General features: G+C 61.7%; 17 protein-coding genes and 1 riboswitch. Of the genes, 13 read left to right on the top strand and 4 right to left on the bottom strand.

What is annotated here, in order from left to right:
• Nucleotides 1-99: 99 nt before the first annotated feature.
• Complete coding sequence (locus HX801_RS18800; protein WP_003209492.1) at nt 100-435, bottom strand: multidrug efflux SMR transporter; 336 nt, start codon at nt 433-435, stop codon at nt 100-102.
• A 103-nt stretch (nt 436-538) separates the two neighbouring features.
• Here HX801_RS18800 and HX801_RS18795 point away from each other — a divergent pair, with 103 nt between their 5' ends.
• Together HX801_RS18795 and waaA are read left to right on the top strand one after the other, a co-directional pair.
• Nucleotides 539-1,429: a LysR family transcriptional regulator gene (locus tag HX801_RS18795; protein ID WP_177022503.1), complete on the top strand. Its 891-nt coding sequence runs from the start codon at nt 539-541 to the stop codon at nt 1,427-1,429.
• Nucleotides 1,430-1,452: 23 nt separating this feature from the next.
• Nucleotides 1,453-2,730 (top strand): lipid IV(A) 3-deoxy-D-manno-octulosonic acid transferase, encoded by a 1,278-nt coding sequence (gene waaA / locus HX801_RS18790; protein ID WP_177020761.1) that lies wholly within the window; start codon nt 1,453-1,455, stop codon nt 2,728-2,730.
• A 122-nt stretch (nt 2,731-2,852) separates the two neighbouring features.
• On the opposite strand, the gene HX801_RS18785 is transcribed toward waaA, so the two are convergent.
• Nucleotides 2,853-4,292: a TolC family outer membrane protein gene (locus HX801_RS18785; protein WP_177022502.1), complete on the bottom strand. Its 1,440-nt coding sequence runs from the start codon at nt 4,290-4,292 to the stop codon at nt 2,853-2,855.
• Nucleotides 4,293-4,488: 196 nt separating this feature from the next.
• Nucleotides 4,489-4,594: riboswitch (TPP riboswitch) on the top strand.
• A 145-nt stretch (nt 4,595-4,739) separates the two neighbouring features.
• Here HX801_RS18785 and thiC point away from each other — a divergent pair.
• Both thiC and cytX read left to right on the top strand, forming a co-directional pair.
• Nucleotides 4,740-6,644 carry a phosphomethylpyrimidine synthase ThiC gene (gene thiC / locus HX801_RS18780; protein WP_177022501.1) on the top strand — a complete coding sequence of 635 codons (1,905 nt, stop codon included), beginning with the start codon at nt 4,740-4,742 and terminating at the stop codon, nt 6,642-6,644.
• 189 nt (nt 6,645-6,833) lie between these two features.
• Nucleotides 6,834-8,123, top strand: coding sequence for a putative hydroxymethylpyrimidine transporter CytX (gene cytX / locus HX801_RS18775; protein ID WP_087692489.1), 1,290 nt, complete (start codon nt 6,834-6,836; stop codon nt 8,121-8,123).
• Here the strand turns inward: cytX and HX801_RS18770 are convergent.
• Entirely contained in the window at nt 8,092-8,838 is a 747-nt protein-coding gene (locus tag HX801_RS18770; RefSeq protein WP_087692488.1) for an RsiV family protein, read from the bottom strand. The genes cytX and HX801_RS18770 overlap by 32 nt on opposite strands.
• Nucleotides 8,839-9,049: 211 nt before the next feature.
• On the opposite strand from HX801_RS18770, the gene HX801_RS18765 reads away from it, so the two are divergent.
• The 9 genes from HX801_RS18765 to HX801_RS18725 all read left to right on the top strand — a co-directional run bounded on the left by HX801_RS18765 (nt 9,050) and on the right by HX801_RS18725 (nt 18,311).
• Complete coding sequence (locus HX801_RS18765; protein ID WP_003209505.1) at nt 9,050-9,667, top strand: NUDIX domain-containing protein; 618 nt, start codon at nt 9,050-9,052, stop codon at nt 9,665-9,667.
• A complete protein-coding gene (locus HX801_RS18760) occupies nt 9,658-10,107 on the top strand; it encodes a DUF1249 domain-containing protein (protein ID WP_003209507.1) in 450 nt (149 codons plus the stop codon). Before HX801_RS18765 ends, HX801_RS18760 begins: the two co-directional genes overlap by 10 nt.
• A gap of 99 nt (nt 10,108-10,206) precedes the next feature.
• Nucleotides 10,207-11,022 carry a 3',5'-cyclic-AMP phosphodiesterase gene (gene cpdA, locus HX801_RS18755; RefSeq protein WP_177022537.1) on the top strand — a complete coding sequence of 272 codons (816 nt, stop codon included), beginning with the start codon at nt 10,207-10,209 and terminating at the stop codon, nt 11,020-11,022.
• Between the two features lie 49 nt (nt 11,023-11,071).
• Nucleotides 11,072-11,680 carry a YqiA/YcfP family alpha/beta fold hydrolase gene (locus HX801_RS18750; RefSeq protein ID WP_003209516.1) on the top strand — a complete coding sequence of 203 codons (609 nt, stop codon included), beginning with the start codon at nt 11,072-11,074 and terminating at the stop codon, nt 11,678-11,680.
• A gap of 44 nt (nt 11,681-11,724) precedes the next feature.
• A complete protein-coding gene (parE, locus tag HX801_RS18745; protein WP_003209518.1) occupies nt 11,725-13,629 on the top strand; it encodes a DNA topoisomerase IV subunit B in 1,905 nt (634 codons plus the stop codon).
• Nucleotides 13,629-14,633: an esterase-like activity of phytase family protein gene (locus HX801_RS18740; RefSeq protein ID WP_177022500.1), complete on the top strand. Its 1,005-nt coding sequence runs from the start codon at nt 13,629-13,631 to the stop codon at nt 14,631-14,633. The genes parE and HX801_RS18740 overlap by 1 nt, the downstream gene beginning before the upstream one ends.
• Complete coding sequence (locus HX801_RS18735) at nt 14,630-15,151, top strand: TIGR02281 family clan AA aspartic protease (RefSeq protein WP_008439113.1); 522 nt, start codon at nt 14,630-14,632, stop codon at nt 15,149-15,151. Before HX801_RS18740 ends, HX801_RS18735 begins: the two co-directional genes overlap by 4 nt.
• A gap of 10 nt (nt 15,152-15,161) precedes the next feature.
• The gene (gene parC / locus HX801_RS18730) at nt 15,162-17,426 is read left to right on the top strand and encodes a DNA topoisomerase IV subunit A (protein WP_177022499.1); all 2,265 of its coding nucleotides are present in this window, start codon (nt 15,162-15,164) and stop codon (nt 17,424-17,426) included.
• 177 nt (nt 17,427-17,603) lie between these two features.
• The gene (locus tag HX801_RS18725; protein WP_003217538.1) at nt 17,604-18,311 is read left to right on the top strand and encodes a membrane integrity-associated transporter subunit PqiC; all 708 of its coding nucleotides are present in this window, start codon (nt 17,604-17,606) and stop codon (nt 18,309-18,311) included.
• A gap of 187 nt (nt 18,312-18,498) precedes the next feature.
• On the opposite strand, the gene HX801_RS18720 is transcribed toward HX801_RS18725, so the two are convergent.
• Complete coding sequence (locus tag HX801_RS18720; protein WP_008439111.1) at nt 18,499-20,031, bottom strand: AhpA/YtjB family protein; 1,533 nt, start codon at nt 20,029-20,031, stop codon at nt 18,499-18,501.
• Nucleotides 20,032-20,060: the final 29 nt, after the last annotated feature.

Here is a 20,060-nt window from a genome sequence, read left to right as displayed (position 1 = left end):
ATCTTCGCCCCAACGCTCCCGGATGACAGACGCACCGCGGGAGCTGTCGAGTGGAACGAGGCTGCGAGTTTCAGCCTCAATTGAATCTCACGTGAACGCTCAGTGCCCGGCCGTTTTCGAGAACAACTGAATCACCACCACGCCCAGCACAATCAGGCCCATGCCCAGCATCGCCGGGATATCCAGTTTCTGCCCGTAGATAAACAGCGCGGCGATGCTGACCATCACGATGCCCATCCCGGCCCACACTGCATACGCGACACCCACCGGCACGGTGCGCACCACCAGCGTGAGCATCCAGAAGGCCACGCCGTAGCCGACGATCACCAGCAATAACGGGATTGGCGTGCTGAAACCCTTGATCGCTTTCATGGAAACGGTGGCGATCACTTCCGAGCAGATGGCAATGGCCAGGTAATAGTAGGCGGCGTTCATGGGGTAAATCCTCGGTACAGGGTCGCTTGATAAGGTTGGCATTTTAGAGACTTGTCAGATGCGGTAAAGTCATTACCTATCCGAATTGAAGATGGGTTGAGCCATGAGCGTGCAGTGGAGTCTTGAGCAAATGCGCCTGTTTGTCAGCGTCGCCGAGCAGCGTTCATTTTCGGCGGTGTCGCGGGACCAGCGTCGGGCACAATCGGCAGTCAGCAATGGGATTGCCCTGTTGGAGGCGGACCTGGGCGTATCCCTGTTTGACCGCAGCAGCGGCCGCCAGCCCCGTTTGACCGAGGCGGGCACGGCACTGCTCGAGGAGGCGCGGGAAGTCTTGCGCCAGTGCGAGCGCCTGAATGGCCGTGCCTTGTCATTGATGCGCGGTGAAGAGGCGCGCCTGCGCCTGGCCCAGGATGAAGCCATGCTCTATCAGCCGGTGCTCGATAGCCTCGAAGCGCTGGCGGGAAAATTTCCCAGCCTGGAAGTGCAGTTGTCCAGCGCCGCCCAAGGCGATGTCGCGCGCAAGCTGGTGGAGCGCAAGGCGGATCTGGGCCTGCTGTTCTATCACGATCAGATCCCCGAAGCGTTGGAGCGCCGCGTGCTGGGCAGTGTGGAGATGGTGACCGTGTGCGGTATCGGGCATCCCATGGCTAAGGAACAGTTCGTGGATTGCCAGCGCCTGGCGCAGTTTCGCCAATTGCTGATGGCGACCCAGACCAGTGTGTATCCCGGCAGCGAGGCCGCCAGCCCGCAAGTGTGGCGGGCTGACAGTTTCTACGTGCTGGCCGAATGGCTTGCGCGCGGCCTGGGTTGGGCCTGGTTGCCGCGGCATGTGGTGCAGTATCCGGCCTATCAGAACCAGATGGTCGAACTGAACAGCGAATGGACCCCGCCGGCGCTGGTGGTGGAGCTGGTCTGGCGCCGCGACGAGCCCCTCGGCCCGGCCGCGCGTTTCCTCGCCGAACGTTTTGCCGAGTGCTTGCAGGCGATCGACTGAAAAAGCCGATAAACTCCGCCGCCATGAATAGAACTCTCTACAGCTGTCTGTTTTACCTGGCGCTGCCGTTGGTGGCTTTACGTCTGTGGCTGCGGGCCCGCAAAGCGCCTGCTTACGCGAAGCGCGTGGGTGAACGCTTCTCCTGGGGCTTGCCGGTGATGCAGCCCGGCGGGATCTGGGTGCATGCGGTGTCGGTGGGCGAAAGCATCGCCGCTGCGCCGATGATTCGCGGGCTGCTGGAACGTTATCCACAGCTGCCGATCACCGTCACCTGCATGACGCCCACCGGTTCCGAGCGCATCCAGGCGTTGTTCGCCAATGAGCCGCGCATCCAGCACTGCTACCTGCCGTACGATTTGCCCTGTGCGGCCAAGCGTTTTCTCGATCGCGTGCAGCCGAAACTGGCGGTGATCATGGAGACTGAACTGTGGCCCAACCATATTCACCAGTGCGCCAAACGCGGGATTCCCGTGGCATTGGCCAACGCGCGGCTGTCGGCTCGCTCGGCCAAGGGCTACGGGCGTTTCGCCAGGCTGACCGCGCCGATGCTGGCGGAAATGAGCCTGTTCGCCGTCCAGACCGAAACCGAGGCCGAGCGTTTTCGCAGCCTGGGTGCACGGCCCGAGACTGTCGAAGTCACCGGCTCGATCAAGTTCGACCTGGCCATCGACCCGCAACTGCTGGCGCGCGCCGCCGCGTTGCGTGAACAGTGGCACGCCAGTGAACGCCCGGTGTGGATCGCCGCCAGCACCCACGAAGGCGAAGACGAAGTGGTGCTCGCTGCCCATCGCCAGTTGCTTGCCAGTTATCCCAATGCGTTGCTGATCCTGGTGCCGCGCCATCAGGAGCGCTTCAACCCGATGTTCGAGCTGTGCCAGCAACAGGGTTTCGCCACGGTGCGTCGCTCCAGCGGCGAGGCGGTGACGGCGCAAACCTCGGTGCTGCTGGGCGACACCATGGGCGAGTTGCTGTTTCTGTATGCCCTGGCCGACAGCGCTTTTGTCGGCGGTAGCCTGGTTGCCACGGGCGGGCATAACCCGTTGGAGCCGGCGGCCTTGGCCAAGCCGGTGATCTGCGGGCCCCACGTGTTCAACTTCCTGGAAATCAGCGCAATGATGCGCGACGCCGGCGCGTTGCAGGAAGTGGACGATGCCGAGGGTTTGGCGGTGGCGGTGCAGCGTTTGTTCGAGCTGCCGCAGGACGCGCAGAAGATGGGGCAGGCGGGGCTGGCGGTGATGCGCGCCAATCAGGGGGCATTGAAGCGTTTGCTGGACGGATTGGGCAGACTGCTTAACGTCTAACAACACAAATCAAATGTGGGAGCGGGCTTGCTCGCGAATGCGCAGTGTCAGTCAGCGAATAAGTCGACTGATACACCGCTTTCGCGAGCAAGCCCGCTCCCACATTGGGTTAACGGGCGGTCTTAGTAACCCGGGTTAGCCTTCAGCTGCGCCGCGGCGGCCTTGGCCAGGTCCGGCGGCAGGAAGTCCTTGTCCGGGTTGTAGTCGGCCTTCAGGTAACGCGCCAGATCCTGCAAGTCCCCCGGGTTCAACGTGCCCGCCGCCTGCTTCAAGCGCAGGTTGTCGAGGATGTAGTCGTAGCGGCTGTTGTTGTAGTTGCGCACCGAGGTGTACAGCTGGCGCTGGGCGTCCAGCACATCGACGATATTGCGCGTGCCCACCTGGTAACCGATTTCCGTGGCTTCCACCGCGCTCTGGTTGGAGATGATCGACTGGCGGCGCGCCTGTACCTGCTCCACATCGGTGTTCACCGCGCGGTGCAGGTTGCGGGTGTTTTCCACCACCTGGCGACGCAGGCCTTCGCGTTGCTGCTCGGTCTGGCCCAGGCGGGAATAGGATTCGCGCACTTGCGAGCTGGTCAGGCCGCCGCTGTACAGCGGGATGCTCAACTGCAAGCCTACGGTGCGTTGCGACACGTCACCGTGATACGGCTGGCCAAAGGCGCTCGGGTTGCTGAAGCCCAGGGCGTCGTTGTCACCTTTTTCATATTGCGCCACGGCATCCAGGGTCGGCGCGTGGCCGGCCTTGCGTTGCTTGAGGGTTTCTTCGGCGGCGGTGACGGCATAGTTGCTGGCCAGCAGGTTCAGGTTCTGGCGGCCGGCGGTTTCGACCCAGGCCTTGGCGTCGTTCGGCGCCGGTGGCAGCACCGGCAGCGTGTGGACGATGCCCTGGATCGAGTTGTACTGGCGGTTGGTCAGGGTGATCAGCGCTTCGAAGGCGTCGTCCACCTGGCGCTGGGCCAGGATGCGATTGGCCCGTGCGGTGTCGTAGCTGGCCTGGGATTGCAGCACGTCGGTCTTGTCCGACAGGCCGACGTCAAAGCGTTCGTTGGACTGGTCCAGCTGGCGCTTGAACGCGGCTTCTTCGGCCTTGGTGGACGCCAGGTTGTCCTGGGCTCGCAGCACGGCGAAGTAGTTTTCGGCGCTTTGCAGGATCAGGTTCTGTTCGGTGGCCGAGAGTTGCAGCGCGGCCTGCTCGTTGATGGCTTCAGCGGCTTGCAGCTGGAACCAGCGATCAGCGCGGAACAGCGGCTGGCTCAAGGTCGCGCGCCAGGAATGGGCGTCGCGGTTGACCGTGGCGGCGGGCTGGTCCAGCTGGGTGCGCACATTGTTGATGTCGGCACCGGCCGACAGGTTCGGCAGCAACCCGGCGCGGGCCTGGGGCACCACTTCTTTCTGCGCGCCGTATTGGGCGCGGGCGGCGGCCAGGTCGGCGTTGTTGTCCACCGCTTCCTGGTAGACGCTGACCAGGTCGGTTTTGGTCGTCAGGGGCGCTTCAGCTGCCCAGACCAGTCCGTTGGTCGCACAAGACACGGCGAGAGCCAGTGAAAGTTTGCGCAGCATGAGGCGATCCCTAGATTAAATATTACGGCGATAATTTGGTGCCCAAGGCTAAGGCGGCCCATTCCTGGCGTCAAGACCTCAGGCAGTCACCGAGTGTAGTGGCGCTATCACGGCACAACAATCCTGTAATTACGCCATTCATCACGATGAATGCACCGCCGTTGGCAATTTGCCTGCTCCATGGTCTAGACTGGCCGCGTTCTTGTCGGGGTGCCTTGTTGGAAGGCTGAGATCGGTAAATACCGGATCCCGTTGAACCTGATCAGGTTAGCGCCTGCGTAGGGAACAAGATTTCTCGTCACCCGGCGAGTCCTCTTGTGCTTCGTCCGGGATGTTGTTCGACAATCGAACAGCCCGTGCGCCAAGCACAGCACTGTCACAGTGCGTCCATCCGTCACAGGTTCACTCCGACAAAAATCCACCGCCTGGATAGTTGGAGAGCCCGTGATGAGCATCGAATTAAAAAGCCAAAAATTAAAAAACACCGTGCACTTGAGTGAATCGGCCAAGGTCGACTCCGGTTCCGTGCAGCCGTTTACCCGCTCGCAAAAAATCTACGTTCAGGGCACCCGTCCGGATATCCGCGTGCCGATGCGCGAAGTCAGTCTCGACGTGACCCCCACCGACTTCGGCGGCGAAATCAATGCGCCCGTAGTGGTCTACGACACCTCAGGCCCCTACACCGACCCGAACGTGATCATCGACGTGCGCAAAGGCCTGGGCGATGTGCGCTCGCCGTGGATCGAATCCCGCGGCGACACTGAGCGCCTGTCGGGCTTGAGCTCGCACTTCGGCCAACAGCGCCTGAGCGATGCCGAGCTGACCGCGCTGCGTTTTGCCCACGTGAAAAACCCGCGCCGTGCCAAGGCCGGGGCCAACGTCACCCAGATGCACTACGCCCGCAAGGGCATCATCACCGCCGAGATGGAATACGTCGCCATCCGCGAAAACATGAAGCTGGAAGAGGCCCGCGCCGCCGGCCTGCTGGACCAGCAACACGCCGGCCACAGCTTCGGCGCCAGCGTGCCGAAAATCATCACCCCGGAATTTGTCCGCGAAGAAATCGCCCGTGGCCGCGCGATCATCCCGGCCAACATCAACCACACCGAACTGGAACCGATGATCATCGGCCGTAACTTCCTGGTGAAGATCAACGGCAACATCGGCAACAGCGCCCTGGGTTCGTCCATCGAAGAAGAAGTGGCGAAACTGACGTGGGGCATTCGCTGGGGGTCGGACACGGTGATGGACCTGTCCACCGGCAAGCACATCCATGAAACCCGCGAGTGGATCATCCGCAACTCGCCGGTGCCGATCGGTACCGTGCCGATCTACCAGGCCCTGGAAAAAGTCGGCGGCGCCGCTGAAGACCTGACCTGGGAGCTGTTCCGCGACACCCTGATCGAACAGGCCGAGCAGGGCGTCGACTACTTCACCATCCACGCCGGCGTATTGCTGCGCTATGTACCGCTGACCGCCAAGCGCGTCACCGGCATCGTGTCCCGTGGTGGTTCGATCATGGCCAAGTGGTGCCTGGCGCACCACAAAGAGAACTTCACCTACACCCATTTCGACGAAATCTGCGAAATCATGAAGGCCTACGACGTCAGCTTCTCCCTGGGAGACGGCCTGCGCCCGGGCTCGATTGCCGACGCCAACGACGCCGCGCAATTCGGCGAGCTGGAAACCCTCGGCGAGTTGACCAAGATTGCCTGGAAGCACGACGTGCAAACCATGATCGAAGGCCCGGGCCACGTGCCGATGCAGTTGATCAAGGAGAACATGGACAAGCAGCTGGAGTGCTGCGACGAAGCGCCGTTCTACACCCTCGGTCCGCTGACCACCGACATCGCCCCGGGTTATGACCACATCACCTCGGGCATCGGGGCGGCGATGATCGGCTGGTTCGGTTGCGCGATGCTCTGCTACGTCACGCCGAAGGAGCATTTGGGCCTGCCGAACAAGGACGATGTGAAGACCGGGATCATCACCTACAAGATCGCGGCCCATGCGGCGGACTTGGCCAAGGGGCATCCGGGGGCGCAGATTCGTGACAACGCGTTGAGCAAGGCGCGCTTTGAATTCCGTTGGGAGGACCAGTTCAACCTGGGCCTGGACCCGGACACGGCGCGTTCTTACCACGATGAAACCTTGCCGAAGGACTCGGCCAAGGTCGCGCATTTCTGCTCGATGTGCGGGCCGAAATTCTGCTCGATGAAGATCACCCAGGAAGTGCGTGAGTACGCGGCCAACCAGCGCATTGAAGCGGTGGATGTGGACGTGGCCAAGGGACTGGCGGAGCAGGCGGAGCGGTTCAAGCAGGAAGGTAGCCAGCTGTACAAAAAGGTCTGAATCAGAACCTGTGGCGAGGGAGCTTGCTCCCGCTGGAGTGCGCAGCGCTCCCGGAATCTGGATCGGTGTCTTGACTGACACTCATCGGTTGCAGGTTTTGGGGCGGCTTCGCCGCCCAGCGGGAGCAAGCTCCCTCGCCCCAGGGGACTTTGCTGATTCAAATAATAGTGTCCTTCTGAGATAACACCCTTGAGCATTCAACCCAGCACCTATTCCCCAGACATCGCAGTCCCCTTGGACAAACGCGTCTTCGGCGCCCGCGATCTCTTTTCCCTGTGGTTCTCCCTGGGCATCGGCCTGATGGTCCTGCAAACCGGTGCACTGTTGGCGCCGGGCCTGGGCCTCTCCGGTTCCTTACTGGCAATTTTCCTCGGCACTTTGGTCGGCGTGCTGTTGCTGGCCGCCGTCGGCGTGATCGGCAGCGATACCGGCCTGTCATCCATGGCCGCCCTGAAACTCAGCCTCGGCACCAAGGGCGCAAGCCTGCCGGCGCTGCTGAACCTGCTGCAGCTGATCGGCTGGGGCTCATTCGAAATCATCGTGATGCGCGACGCCGCCAGCCTGTTGGGCGCCCGCGCGTTCAGCGAAGGCAGCCTGCTGACCAGCCCATTGTTCTGGACCCTGGTATTCGGCGCCCTCGCGACCTTGCTTGCCGTCAGCGGTCCGCTGACCTTCGTGCGGCAGATCCTGCGCAAGTGGGGCATCTGGCTGCTGCTGGCCGCCTGCCTGTGGCTGACCTGGAACCTGTTCGCCAAAGCCGACCTGGCCGCTCTCTGGGCCCAGGCTGGTGACGGTTCGATGCCGTTTGCCGTTGGCTTCGATATCGCGATTGCCATGCCGCTGTCCTGGCTGCCACTGATTGCCGACTACTCACGTTTCGGCAAACGCGCGAAAAACGTGTTCGGCGGCACGGCACTGGGTTTCTTCATCGGTAACTTCTGGCTGATGAGCCTGGGCGTGGCCTACACCCTGGCGTTTGCGCCGAGCGGTGAAGTGAATGCGTTGCTGCTGGCATTGGCCGGAGCCGGCCTGGGGATTCCTCTGCTGCTGATCCTGTTGGATGAATCAGAAAACGCGTTCGCCGATATTCACTCGGCGGCGGTGTCCAGCGGGATTCTGTTGCGCTTGAAAGTCGAGCACCTGGCATTGGCCATTGGCGTTATCTGCACGCTGATCGCCTGCTTTGCACCGTTGGCGCAGTACCAGAACTTCCTGCTGCTGATCGGCTCGGTGTTCGCGCCGCTGTTCGGCGTGGTGCTGGTGGATCACTTCATCCTGCGCCGTCGTGGCCATGGTGTTGCCGCCAACCTGCGCTGGCCGGCACTGCTGGCGTGGCTTGGAGGGATCAGCACCTATCACTTGTTGGCGAATCTGTACCCGGATGTCGGCGCGACCCTGCCGGCGCTGGTGCTGGCAGGGCTGTTGCACTTTATCCTGGGCCGGGCCTTCAGTGGCGTGCGGGCACCAGCTCAGGCTTGATCACGCCGGTCAGGCGCGCATAGGGGATGGTCATTTCGATCAGCCCCAATGCGTACGGCGCGATGGTGGTCACGTTGTACTTGAGCACCACGCCATTGCTGGTCAGCGCCACATTCGGGGTTTTCTGGAACGGCCAGTTCTTCACGAACTCCGGGTCACGGTCCATCTGCGAGTTGATCAGCCAGTTGTTGTGGGCGACTTTCGCGGTCTTCCAGAATGCATCTTCCTGGCCCGGCAACAGCATGTCGGTCAGGCTCAGCTCTTTGTGCAGCAGGCGTGAATAGTTGATGAAGCCGCGGCCCGGCTCGCCGTGGGCGGTGCCGGTGTCCAGGTAGCTGGACACTTCGATGATCACCAGTCCGTCATGCTGCTCACGTACCTTGGCCTGCAAGTACATGCTGTTGCGGTCCGGGGACTCACGCAAGAACTTGTCGCGGTAGGCGTTCAGGGTGGCGGGCATGGCCTGGCCAGGTGAAGTGCGGGCCATCTGCAGCAGGCGCTGTTCGATGATCTGGTCCAACTGCGGCTCGGACGGGAAGTGCACGGTATCGATGTTTACCAGCGGGCAATCCGGACTGCTGCAGCCGGGTTTGATCTGCTCGGAGGCGTCGGCGGTGGTGTCCAGCGGCTTCAGATAGGCCGGTTGGAACAGGCTCTGGCAAGCACCCAGGGTCAAGGCGATACAGGCCACGGAGGCGATTTTTAAAAGCGACATGTGTGTCCTTCATAAATCGAGGAAAGGTGAAAATGTGGAGCTTCGACTCCCGACAAGGCAGTCAGTTCGCCACTAAGCTGATTAGAGTGAGTTTGACGCCCGCCGTCTATCCCGGCAACCGGAAAGGGGCTGCATCAAGGGGCACGAGCGCGTTAGGATGGCGCGATGTCGAGGCCGCCTCGACACCGCAAGGCAATAAACGAGGGTTGATATGACGGACACAGCGAAATCGACGCCGAGCAAGGTCGAGATTGTTCAGCGCGACAATGCCTACAAGGGCTTCTACAAACTGGATCGGCTGAAACTGCGGCACGAGAAGTTTGATGGCGGCATGAGCCGTGAGCTCAATCGCGAAGTCTTTGTGCGTCATGACGCCGTGTGTGTACTGCCCTACGACCCGCAGCGCGATGAAGTGGTGCTGATCGAGCAGTTTCGCGTCGGCGCCATGGGGCGTACCGACAACCCGTGGCTGATCGAAATGGTCGCTGGCCTGATCGACAAGGATGAGCAACCGGAGGAGGTTGCACACCGCGAAGCCGAGGAGGAAGCTGGCCTTACATTCTCCGCACTCTGGCCGATCACCAAGTACTTTCCGTCGCCGGGTGGCAGCACCGAATTTGTCCACTTGTTCCTGGGCCGTTGCGAAAGCGCCGGGGCCGGTGGCGTCCATGGACTGGAAGAGGAAGCCGAAGATATCCGCGTCACCGTCTGGGCCTTTGAAGACGCTCTGCAGGCGGTACGTGACGGTAAAATTTCCAACGCAGCGAGCATTATTGCCCTGCAATGGCTTGCGCTTAATCGCGCGGAAGTGAGGGGGTTATGGCAGTAAAGGCACGGGAGCGATATCGGGTTGACCTGATCGGGCTGCAAGCAGCCTGCGAGGCCAACTATGCACGGCTGATGCGGCTGCTGCCGGACATGCGCCACACCCCCGAGGCGCGGCGCATTGCCGTGACCCACGGCGACCAGATGCTCGGCGTGCTGACCCTGGAAGTGATCGTGAACTGCCCGTACACCACCACTTTGCGGGTGCGTCAGGAGCACAGCCTGCCGTGGCTGCCGGTGCCGCAGCTGGAAGTGCAGGTGTACCACGACGCACGCATGGCCGAAGTGATCAGCGCCGAACATGCACGACGCTTTCGCAGCATCTATCCTTACCCCAACGTGTTCATGCACCAACCCGATGAGAAAGCACAGCTCAATGTGTTCCTCGGTGAATGGTTGAGTCACTGCCTGGCCCTGGGCCACGAGTTCGAAGTCGTTCGATAGATGTGAACTGCGTCCGCTTCACGGGTTTCCTCTTTGTGTCCTGCCCCAGCATAATCGCCTCAAATGTCCATTCCTGTGATCACGCCCTGGGAGAACGCCTTGCCGAGCGTATCCACCTTGAACCCTGACGCTTCGGCGTTGCTGGTGCAGTTGTCCGACAGTCACCTGTTTGCCGAGGCGGACGGCGGCCTGCTGGGCATGAATACCCGCGAGAGCCTGCAACGGGTGATCGACACGGTGCTGGTGCAGCAGCCGCAGATTGATCTGGTGCTGGCCACCGGGGATTTGTCCCAGGACGGTACGCTGGAGTCGTATCAGGCGTTTCGTGACATGACGCGGCAGATTCAGGCGCCGGCGCGCTGGATCCCGGGGAATCACGATGAGCCGCAGGTGATGCTGCAAGCGGCGATCAACAGTGCGTTGCTGGAACCGGTGGTGGATGTGGGTAACTGGCGGATTACCCTGCTGGACTCGGCGGTGCCGGGCTCGGTGCCGGGGTATTTGCAGGACCAGCAACTGCAACTGTTGGCGCAATCGTTGAGTGAGGCGCCGGCTCGGCATCATCTGGTGTGTTTTCACCATCATCCGGTGTCGATTGGGTGCGCTTGGATGGAGCCCATCGGTTTGCGCAATCCTGAGGCGTTGTTTGCGGTGCTGGATCGGTTTCCGCAGGTGCGGGCGGTGCTTTGGGGGCATGTGCATCAGGAAATTGACCGGGAGCGCAATGGGGTGCGTTTGTTGGCTTCGCCTTCTACCTGTATTCAGTTCGCTCCCGGGAGTGAGGATTTCAGCGTGAGTGAGCAGGCACCCGGGTATCGCTGGCTGCGGTTGCATGCCGACGGGCGGTTGGAAACCGGTGTGGAGCGGGTGCAGGGCTTCGCGTTTCAGGTGGATTACGGTAGCAACGGCTACTGAGATTTCCCTGTAAACTGCGCCTCTTTGGCAGACCCACAGAGGACCCGGAATGTCCGCATCGATCTTGTATATCCACGGTTTCAACAGCGCACCAGCCTCCAACAAGGCCAGCCAGTTGATCACCGTGATGGACAGCCTCGGTCTGGCCGACCAACTGCGCGTGCCGGCCCTGCATCACCACCCCCGCCAGGCGATCCCCCAGTTGGAGGCGGCTATCCGTGACCTCGGAAGGCCACTGCTGGTAGGCAGCTCACTCGGCGGCTACTATGCAACCCATCTTGCCGAACGCCATGGCCTCAACGCCTTGCTGGTCAACCCGGCAGTCAGCCCTCATCGGATGTTCGACGGTTACCTGGGCACCCAGAAGAACCTCTACACCGATGAGACCTGGGAGCTGACCCACGACCACGTCGCGGCCCTGGCCGAGCTGGAAGTGCCGGCGCCCCAGGACGCCCAGCGTTATCAGGTGTGGTTGCAGACCGGCGATGAAACACTGGATTATCGCCTCGCCCAGCAGTATTACCGGGCCTGTGCCTTGCGCATCCAGGCCGGTGGCGATCACGGTTACCAGGGCTTCGCCCAACAGTTACCGGCGCTGTTGAGTTTTGCCGGCATAGGCTCCGATCAGTACCAATCCTTCGATTTCACCGCATTGTGAAACCGCAGGTTACTTTTTAATCGAACGACTCACGACGAGACCCCATGGCCACTCCCAGCGCTAGCTCTTATAACGCCGACGCCATCGAAGTCCTCTCGGGCCTCGACCCGGTGCGCAAACGCCCCGGCATGTACACCGACACCAGTCGGCCGAACCACCTTGCCCAGGAAGTCATCGACAACAGCGTCGACGAAGCCTTGGCCGGGCACGCCAAGTCGGTACAAGTCATCCTTCACGCCGACCATTCCCTGGAAGTGTCCGACGACGGTCGTGGCATGCCGGTGGACATTCACCCGGAAGAGGGTGTGTCGGGCGTCGAGCTGATCCTCACCAAGCTGCACGCCGGCGGCAAGTTCTCCAACAAGAACTACCAGTTCTCCGGTGGCTTGCACGGTGTGGGTATTTCCGTGGTCAACGCCCTGTCGAACCACGTACGGGTCAAGGTCAAGCGCGACGGCAACGAGTATCAGATGACTTTCGCCGATGGCTACAAGGCCACCGACCTGGAAGTGATCGGCACCGTCGGCAAGCGCAACACCGGCACCAGCGTGTACTTCGCGCCGGACCCGAAATACTTCGATTCACCCAAATTCTCCATCAGCCGCCTCAAGCATGTGCTCAAGGCCAAGGCTGTGCTGTGCCCGGGCCTGCTGGTCAGCTTTGAAGACAAAGGCACCGGCGAAAAGGTCGAGTGGCATTACGAAGACGGCCTGCGTTCCTACCTGGAAGACTCTGTCAGCGAATTCGAGCGCCTGCCGAACGAGCCGTTCTGCGGCAGCCTGGCGGGTAATAAAGAAGCCGTGGACTGGGCCTTGTTGTGGCTGCCGGAAGGTGGCGACAGCGTCCAGGAAAGCTACGTCAACCTGATCCCGACGGCCCAGGGCGGTACCCACGTCAACGGTTTGCGCCAGGGCCTGCTGGATGCCATGCGCGAATTCTGCGAATACCGCAGCCTGCTGCCGCGCGGCGTGAAGCTGGCGCCGGAAGACGTCTGGGAGCGGATCGCGTTCGTCCTGTCGATGAAAATGCAGGAGCCGCAATTCTCCGGCCAGACCAAGGAGCGCCTGTCGTCCCGTGAGGCAGCGGCGTTTGTCTCCGGGGTGGTCAAGGATGCCTTCAGCCTGTGGCTCAACGAACACCCTGAATTGGGCCTGGCCCTGGCGGAGTTGGCGATCAACAACGCCGGCCGTCGCCTGAAGGCCAGCAAGAAAGTCGAACGCAAGCGCATTACCCAGGGGCCGGCACTGCCTGGCAAGCTGGCGGACTGCGCCGGGCAAGACCCGATGCGCTCCGAGCTGTTCCTGGTGGAAGGTGATTCTGCCGGCGGTTCCGCCAAGCAAGCGCGGGACAAGGAATTCCAGGCGATCCTGCCCCTGCGGGGCAAGATCCTAAACACCTGGGAAGTCGATGGCAGCGAAGTACTGGCCAGCCAGGAAGTGCACAACATTGCCGTGGCCATCGGTGTCGACCCGGGCGCGGCGGACATGAGTCAGCTGCGCTACGGCAAGATCTGCATCCTCGCCGACGCCGACTCCGACGGCTTGCACATTGCGACCTTGCTCTGTGCACTGTTCGTCCAGCACTTCCGCCCATTGGTGGATGCCGGTCACGTCTATGTCGCCATGCCGCCGCTGTACCGCATCGACCTGGGCAAAGAGATTTTCTACGCCCTGGACGAAGCCGAGCGCGATGGCATTCTCGACCGCCTGGTGGCCGAGAAGAAACGCGGCAAGCCACAGGTCACCCGATTCAAGGGCCTGGGTGAGATGAACCCGCCGCAGCTGCGGGAAACCACCATGGACCCGAACACTCGGCGCCTGGTGCAGTTGACCCTGGAAGATTTCGCCGCCACCTCGGAAATGATGGACATGTTGCTGGCGAAGAAACGCGCGCCGGATCGCAAGAACTGGCTGGAGTCCAAGGGCAACCTGGCCGAGGTTCTGGGCTGATGCGCAGCGGTTTCGCCCTGGCGATACTGTTGTTGAGCGGGTTGGCGGCCACCTCGGTGGTCGCAGCGCCCGTGGCTGAGCTGAAGCTGTTGTCGGAACACCCGGTGGAAGGCATGCGCGGCGGTAACCTGTCGGGCCTGGCCTTATGCGGTAGCGAATTGTGGACAGTCTCCGATCGCGATGACGACCAGATCTACCGGCTCGATACCGCCGGTGACGTCTGGAAAGCAGAGACATACGGGATTGATGTGCCGCCGGTGCCGGCGTCGGGTTTGCCCTTTGGCCTGCGCTCACGCACCAGGGCAGCTGCGTTGATTCGTGGTGGTGATCTGGATTTTGAAGGCATCAGCTGCGATGCGGCGGGTAACCGTTACATTGTCAGCGAAGCCCACGCGGCGGTTCTCAGGGTGCCTTTCTCCTCAGAACACGGTGAAACGGAGTGGCTGAAGATCGCCCCGGGCATGGTTCGCGAAGCTCGGGCCAGTGGCATGTTGCTGCACTTCAACGCGCTGTTTGAAGGCATCGTGGTGAACCCGGAAGGCAATCAAATCTGGCTCGCAGCAGAGCGTGAGCGGCGCGGGTTGATCTCCATCAAGCGCCCGCAAACCCTCTGGGATTGTGACGGCCCTTGTGTATTGCTGAGCGAGGCCGGCCAGGAGATGCAGCCGGCGCAGTTTCCGGGCGCCAAGGCGGTGTCCAAGGACTTTGCCGACCTGGCGCTGTTCAATGGCAAGCTGTTTACCCTGGAGCGCAATGCGTTTCAGGTGTGTCGCCGGGATGCGGTCACGGCCCAGGTGGAGTTGTGCTGGTCGTTTGCCGATGAAGCGCTGACGCCGAATCGGCGTTATGCCCAGGCCTATGGATTGGCCGAAGCCTTGGTGGTGGACGCTGACGGTGCCTGGATCGGCATCGACAACAACTTCGGCGCCCGCGCCGATGGCGAAAAGCGGCCGGTGGTCTATCGTTTCGCCGCCCCTGCGGGTGGCTGGAGCGCCAAGCCATGAGTGCGCAACCACCCGGCAAGCGCGCCGGGCGTGTGTTGATGTTCGTCGCGTGGGGCGCCGGCCTGTTTTTGGCGACACGATTTTTTGGGCAGTGGGAAGCGCGACAGGAAAACCCCAATGCCGTGGTGACCTCGGAGCAGCACGAGGGTTATATCGAAGTAAAACTGCTGGGCAACGGCCAAGGGCATTTTGTCGCCACTGGCCAGATCAACGGCAAGCCGGTGCAGTTCATGCTCGACACCGGGGCCACCGACGTGGCGGTTCCGGCTGAATTGGCCGACCGTCTCGGGCTTGAACGCGGCATGCCGGTTGGCGTGAGTACGGCCAACGGGCGAACCCAGGGCTTTCGGACCGAGTTGGGCCGCCTGCAACTGGGCGATATCGTCCTTCGGGACGTGCGCGCCATCGTGGTACCGGGTTTGGGCGATGAACAGGTATTGCTGGGCATGAGTGCATTGAAACAACTTGAATTTACCCAGCGCAGCGGCACTTTGCTGCTGCGCCAGACCAAACAATGATGAGGCCCGCATGAGTGACATCCTTGCAGACAGCTTAGATGGCGTTGAACGCCGGTCGCTGGCTGACTTCACCGAAAATGCCTACCTCAACTACTCCATGTACGTGATCATGGACCGTGCCTTGCCGCATATCGGCGACGGCCTGAAGCCCGTACAGCGGCGCATTATCTATGCGATGAGTGAGTTGGGCCTGGACGCTGACTCCAAGCACAAGAAGTCGGCGCGTACCGTCGGTGACGTGCTCGGTAAATTCCACCCTCACGGCGACTCGGCGTGCTACGAAGCCATGGTGCTGATGGCCCAGCCGTTCAGCTACCGCTACACGCTGGTGGACGGCCAGGGTAACTGGGGTGCGCCGGATGATCCGAAGTCCTTCGCCGCCATGCGTTACACCGAAGCGCGTCTGTCGCGATATTCGGAAGTGCTGCTCAGCGAACTGGGCCAGGGCACGGCCAACTGGGGCCCGAACTTTGACGGCACCCTCGACGAGCCGCTGGTGTTGCCGGCACGTTTGCCGAATATCCTGCTCAATGGCACCACGGGTATCGCCGTGGGCATGGCCACTGACGTACCGCCCCACAACCTGCGGGAAGTGGCCAGCGCCTGCGTGCGCCTGCTGGATGAGCCGAAGGCTACGGTCGAACAGCTCTGCGAGCATATCCAGGGCCCGGATTACCCGACCGAAGCAGAAATCATCACGCCTCGCGCCGACCTGCTGAAAATCTACCAGACCGGTAAAGGCTCGGTGCGCATGCGCGCCGTGTACCACATCGAAGACGGCGACATCATCGTCACCGCGCTGCCGCATCAGGTATCCGGGGCCAAGGTGCTGGAGCAGATTGCCGCGCTGATGCAGGCCAAGCCGTCGAAGCTGCCGCAAGTCGCCGACCTGCGTGACGAGTCCGACCACGAAAACCCGTGCCGCATCGTGATCATCCCGACCAACAGCCGGGTCGACCATGAAGTGCTGATGCAGCATCTGTTCGCCAGCACCGAGCTGGAGTCCAGCTATCGGGTCAACATCAACATCATTGGCCTGGACGGCAAGCCGCAGTTGAAGAACCTGCGGGCTTTGCTGGTGGAATGGCTGGAATTCCGGGTGCAGACCGTGCGTCGCCGCCTGCAATTCCGCCTGGACAAGGTCGAACGCCGCCTGCACCTGTTGGACGGCTTGCTGATCGCTTACCTCAACCTGGATGAAGTGATCCATATCATCCGTACCGCCGAGCACCCGAAGGCCGAGCTGATCGCGCGCTTCGAACTCAGCGAAATCCAGGCCGACTACATCCTCGACACCCGTCTGCGTCAGTTGGCGCGACTGGAAGAGATGAAGCTGCGGGACGAACAGGACGCGCTGCTCAAGGAACAAGCCAAGCTCCAGGCCCTGCTGGGCAGCGAGGCCAAGCTGAAGAAGCTGGTGCGCACCGAGCTGATCAAGGACGCCGAAACCTATGGCGACGACCGCCGCTCGCCGATTGTCGAGCGCGCCGAAGCCAAGGCCCTGACCGAAACCGAGCTGCTGCCCAACGAGAAAATTACCGTCGTTCTGTCGGAAAAGGGTTGGGTTCGCTCAGCCAAAGGGCATGATATTGACGCCACCGGCCTGTCTTACAAGGCTGGCGACGGTTTCAAAACCGCGGCGGCGGGGCGTTCCAACCAGTTTGCGGTGTTTATCGACTCCACCGGTCGCAGTTACTCGGTGCCGGCGCACACCTTGCCATCGGCGCGGGGGCAGGGCGAGCCGTTGACCGGGCGCCTGACACCGCCGCCGGGTGCGAATTTTGAGTGCGTGCTGCTGCCGGACGATGACTCGTTGTACGTCATCGCTTCCGATGCGGGCTATGGGTTCGTGGTCAAGGGTGAAGACCTGCAGGCCAAGAACAAGGCGGGCAAGGCGTTGTTGAGCCTGCCGAACAACGCCAAGGTGATCCTGCCGCGTCCGGTGGAAGACCGTGAAGGCAACTGGCTGGCGTCGGTGACCACCGAAGGGCGCCTGCTGGTGTTCAAGATCAGCGATTTGCCGCAGTTGGGCAAAGGCAAGGGCAACAAGATCATTGGTATTCCCGGGGAGCGGGTGGCCAGTCGCGAAGAGTACGTGACCGACATCGCCGTGATCGCGGAAGGCTCGACCCTGGTGTTGCAGGCCGGCAAGCGCACGTTGTCACTGCGCCCTGACGACCTCGAGCACTACAAGGGTGAGCGGGGTCGTCGTGGCAATAAACTGCCGCGCGGCTTCCAGCGAGTGGACGCTTTACTGGTGGAAACGCCCGTTTAAGGCGATATAGAGCGCCCGATCTACGATTTAACCCGTAGATCGACGCTTTCGCGCTGGAGTCATGGCGCATATTCACGGATGATATGGCCTTTCCAGCGCCGGCGTGGCTGAGCGCGTACAGGTTATTTTTGAGTATTACATTGTGGTTCGCCTTGTGGCAGCCACCTGGATGGGATGATGACTGCTCCGCGCCTTCCTTTATTTTTGTTGCTCGCTGGCCTTTTGGGCCTGGCGGGTTGCAGCACACACCAACCGGTGTCGCTGTATCAGCTGGACAGTGGAAGTCCGGCTCAGCCTGCACAAAGTGCCGGCATGGCTGTATTGCTTGGCCCTGTTGTGGTGGCCGACTATCTGCAACGTGAAACCCTGCTGCAACGTCAGAACGACGGCAGCCTGCAAGGTTCCACCGATGGCCGCTGGGCCGGTAGCCTTTCGTCCGACATCAATCAGTTGATGTTGCGCCAGGTGGCTGGCCACCTGGACAGCCAGCGTGTGGTATTGGCGCCGGCGCCGTTGGGTTTTGCCCCGGACGTACAGGTGCTGCTGACCATTACGCGACTGGACTCGGGCGTTTCGCAGCCCGCTATCCTCGACGCGCAATGGCGCCTGATCGACCGTCGTGGCCAGGTGCGGGATAACCGCATCGTGCACTTGCAGGAAGAGCACAGCGGCAGCACCGCGTCCCAGGTCCAGGCCCAGGGTGTGTTGCTGCAACGTTTGGCTGACCAGCTGTCGGTGGCCCTCAAGCCATTGGCCAATCAGCCAGCGGTGGCAGAAGCGCCACGCAAACAAGCCCCGGCGCAGCCCAAGGCTGCGGCACCGGAGAAGCCGAAGATGCCGATGGCCGTGCCGATTCGCACCGATATGGAAGTGTTCAGGTTCTGACCTGAATACAGACCAACAAAAAGGCCCGCTGATGAGCGGGCCTTTTGTTTGTGCGGGATTTGAGCGGTACGCAGATCTAATGTGGGAGCGGGCTTGCTCGCGAAGGCGGCGGATCAGTCGATACATAGGCTGACTGACAGGCCGCTTTCGCGAGCAAGCCCGCTCCCACATTGATTTGCGTTGTTCTTTAGTTCTTCGCCCGCGTCTCATGCATCCGCGCCAGCTGGCGCTCCAGCATCGACGGGTAAGGCTCCATCAACCGCTCCACACAGCACGCACCTTCAGGGCTGGCAATCGGGCGGATCCGCGCACGCTGGCGAATCAGCACGTCGTCACTGATCTTGCGTTCCACCAGCAGCAGGTTGCGGCTGTGTTGCGACAAGGCCAGCGCATCCTGGGCAATCTCGGTCAGGAGCAGATCGATCTGGCTCATGCCATACAGATCGTCGCCCACCGTCAGGCCCAATTGCAGTTGCAGGGTGATGCCGCTGTCGGCCACTTCGATTTGCAGCGCATGGCCCAGGGCCCGCAGCAGTTCACCGCAGCAGATGGCGTTGGTCAGGTAGTCTTCGCCGCTGTCTTCGCTGTGGAACAGCATCAAGGTGCTGCCGTCGTTCAGGGTGTGCAGTTCGCTCTGATACAGCGAGGCCGCCTGGTCGAGGCAGTCACGATAACGTTCCAGCAGCTCGGTCAGGCGTGCCCGCGGCAAGCGACGCAGTTGATCCTGTGCGCCCAGTTGCACGGCCAATACGGCGCTGTGCTGGGGCTGGGTGCTGCGCACCGGAGCAGGCTGCACAGCAGGAGCGGTTGGCACTGAAGTATCGCGAAGATCGGCGAACGGGTCTTCTTCGTCCAGTTCGTCTTCTTCTGCCTTGATCACATGACGGGTCGCCGGCTTTTGGGCCGCTACCGGCGCAGACTCGTCGAAGCTCGGGTCCCGCAGGTTGCGCACTTCAAACTCGGGCTCGTCGTCTTCGTAGTCGGTGTCGTCGAACTCGGGCTCGGGTTCAACCTCGGGCACTACGGGCTCCGGCGCGAAGCTGGTGTGCAGTTGGCGGGCGAGGTCGCCGATTTCGTCCTGGCGGTCGGTGGCCGGGGTGTGTTCATCGATATCCCGCAGCCAGATGCGCAGTTGCATCAGTGGCGTGGAGATATGCCGGCCCAGGCGCAGGCTCAAGGCCAGGGACAGTGCCAGCAGGATCGCACTCAAGATACCCATGCTTTGCAGGCTGATGGTCATCGGCTGCTGGAACTGTTGCATGTCCAGGCTGATGCGCAGTTGGCCGGCCTTCACGTCCTGAAACGTGATATTGCTCTGGTACAGGCCTTCGGCTTCACCCAGCAGGCCGTTTTTCGGGCGTTGCCCGGCTTCGGCCATGATCCGGTTGTCCACGCTATAGATAGCGGCGTGGGCCACCAGCGGGTTCTTGGTCAGGTTGTTGAGCAGCACGTTGAGGCTGAGGATGTCGTTGGACACCAACAACTCAGTCGCCGAGGTGGCGGTCTGGGTGGTCAGGCTCTCGCCCAAAGCGTCGGCTTGCTCGTGCATGGCCTGCTTGAACTGCAAACCCATCACGCAGGCGTAGATGACCAGGGCCAGGGCGACCAGGATCACGTTATGGCTGGCGATGCGTAATGCGATCGGTACACGGCGGTGGCGCAGTGCCCGGAAGATCAGCAGGAAGAAGTTATCGGTTTTTACTGGCGTGGGCCGGTTCACTTAAGCTCGGCTCTTTAGTCCGTGAAGTT

Origin of the sequence: Pseudomonas sp. G1002, assembly GCF_013385455.1 — a bacterium.
GTDB lineage: Bacteria > Pseudomonadota > Gammaproteobacteria > Pseudomonadales > Pseudomonadaceae > Aquipseudomonas.
The sequence above is the reverse complement of the archived record's forward strand: the minus strand, read 5'-3'. Positions and strand labels throughout refer to the sequence as shown.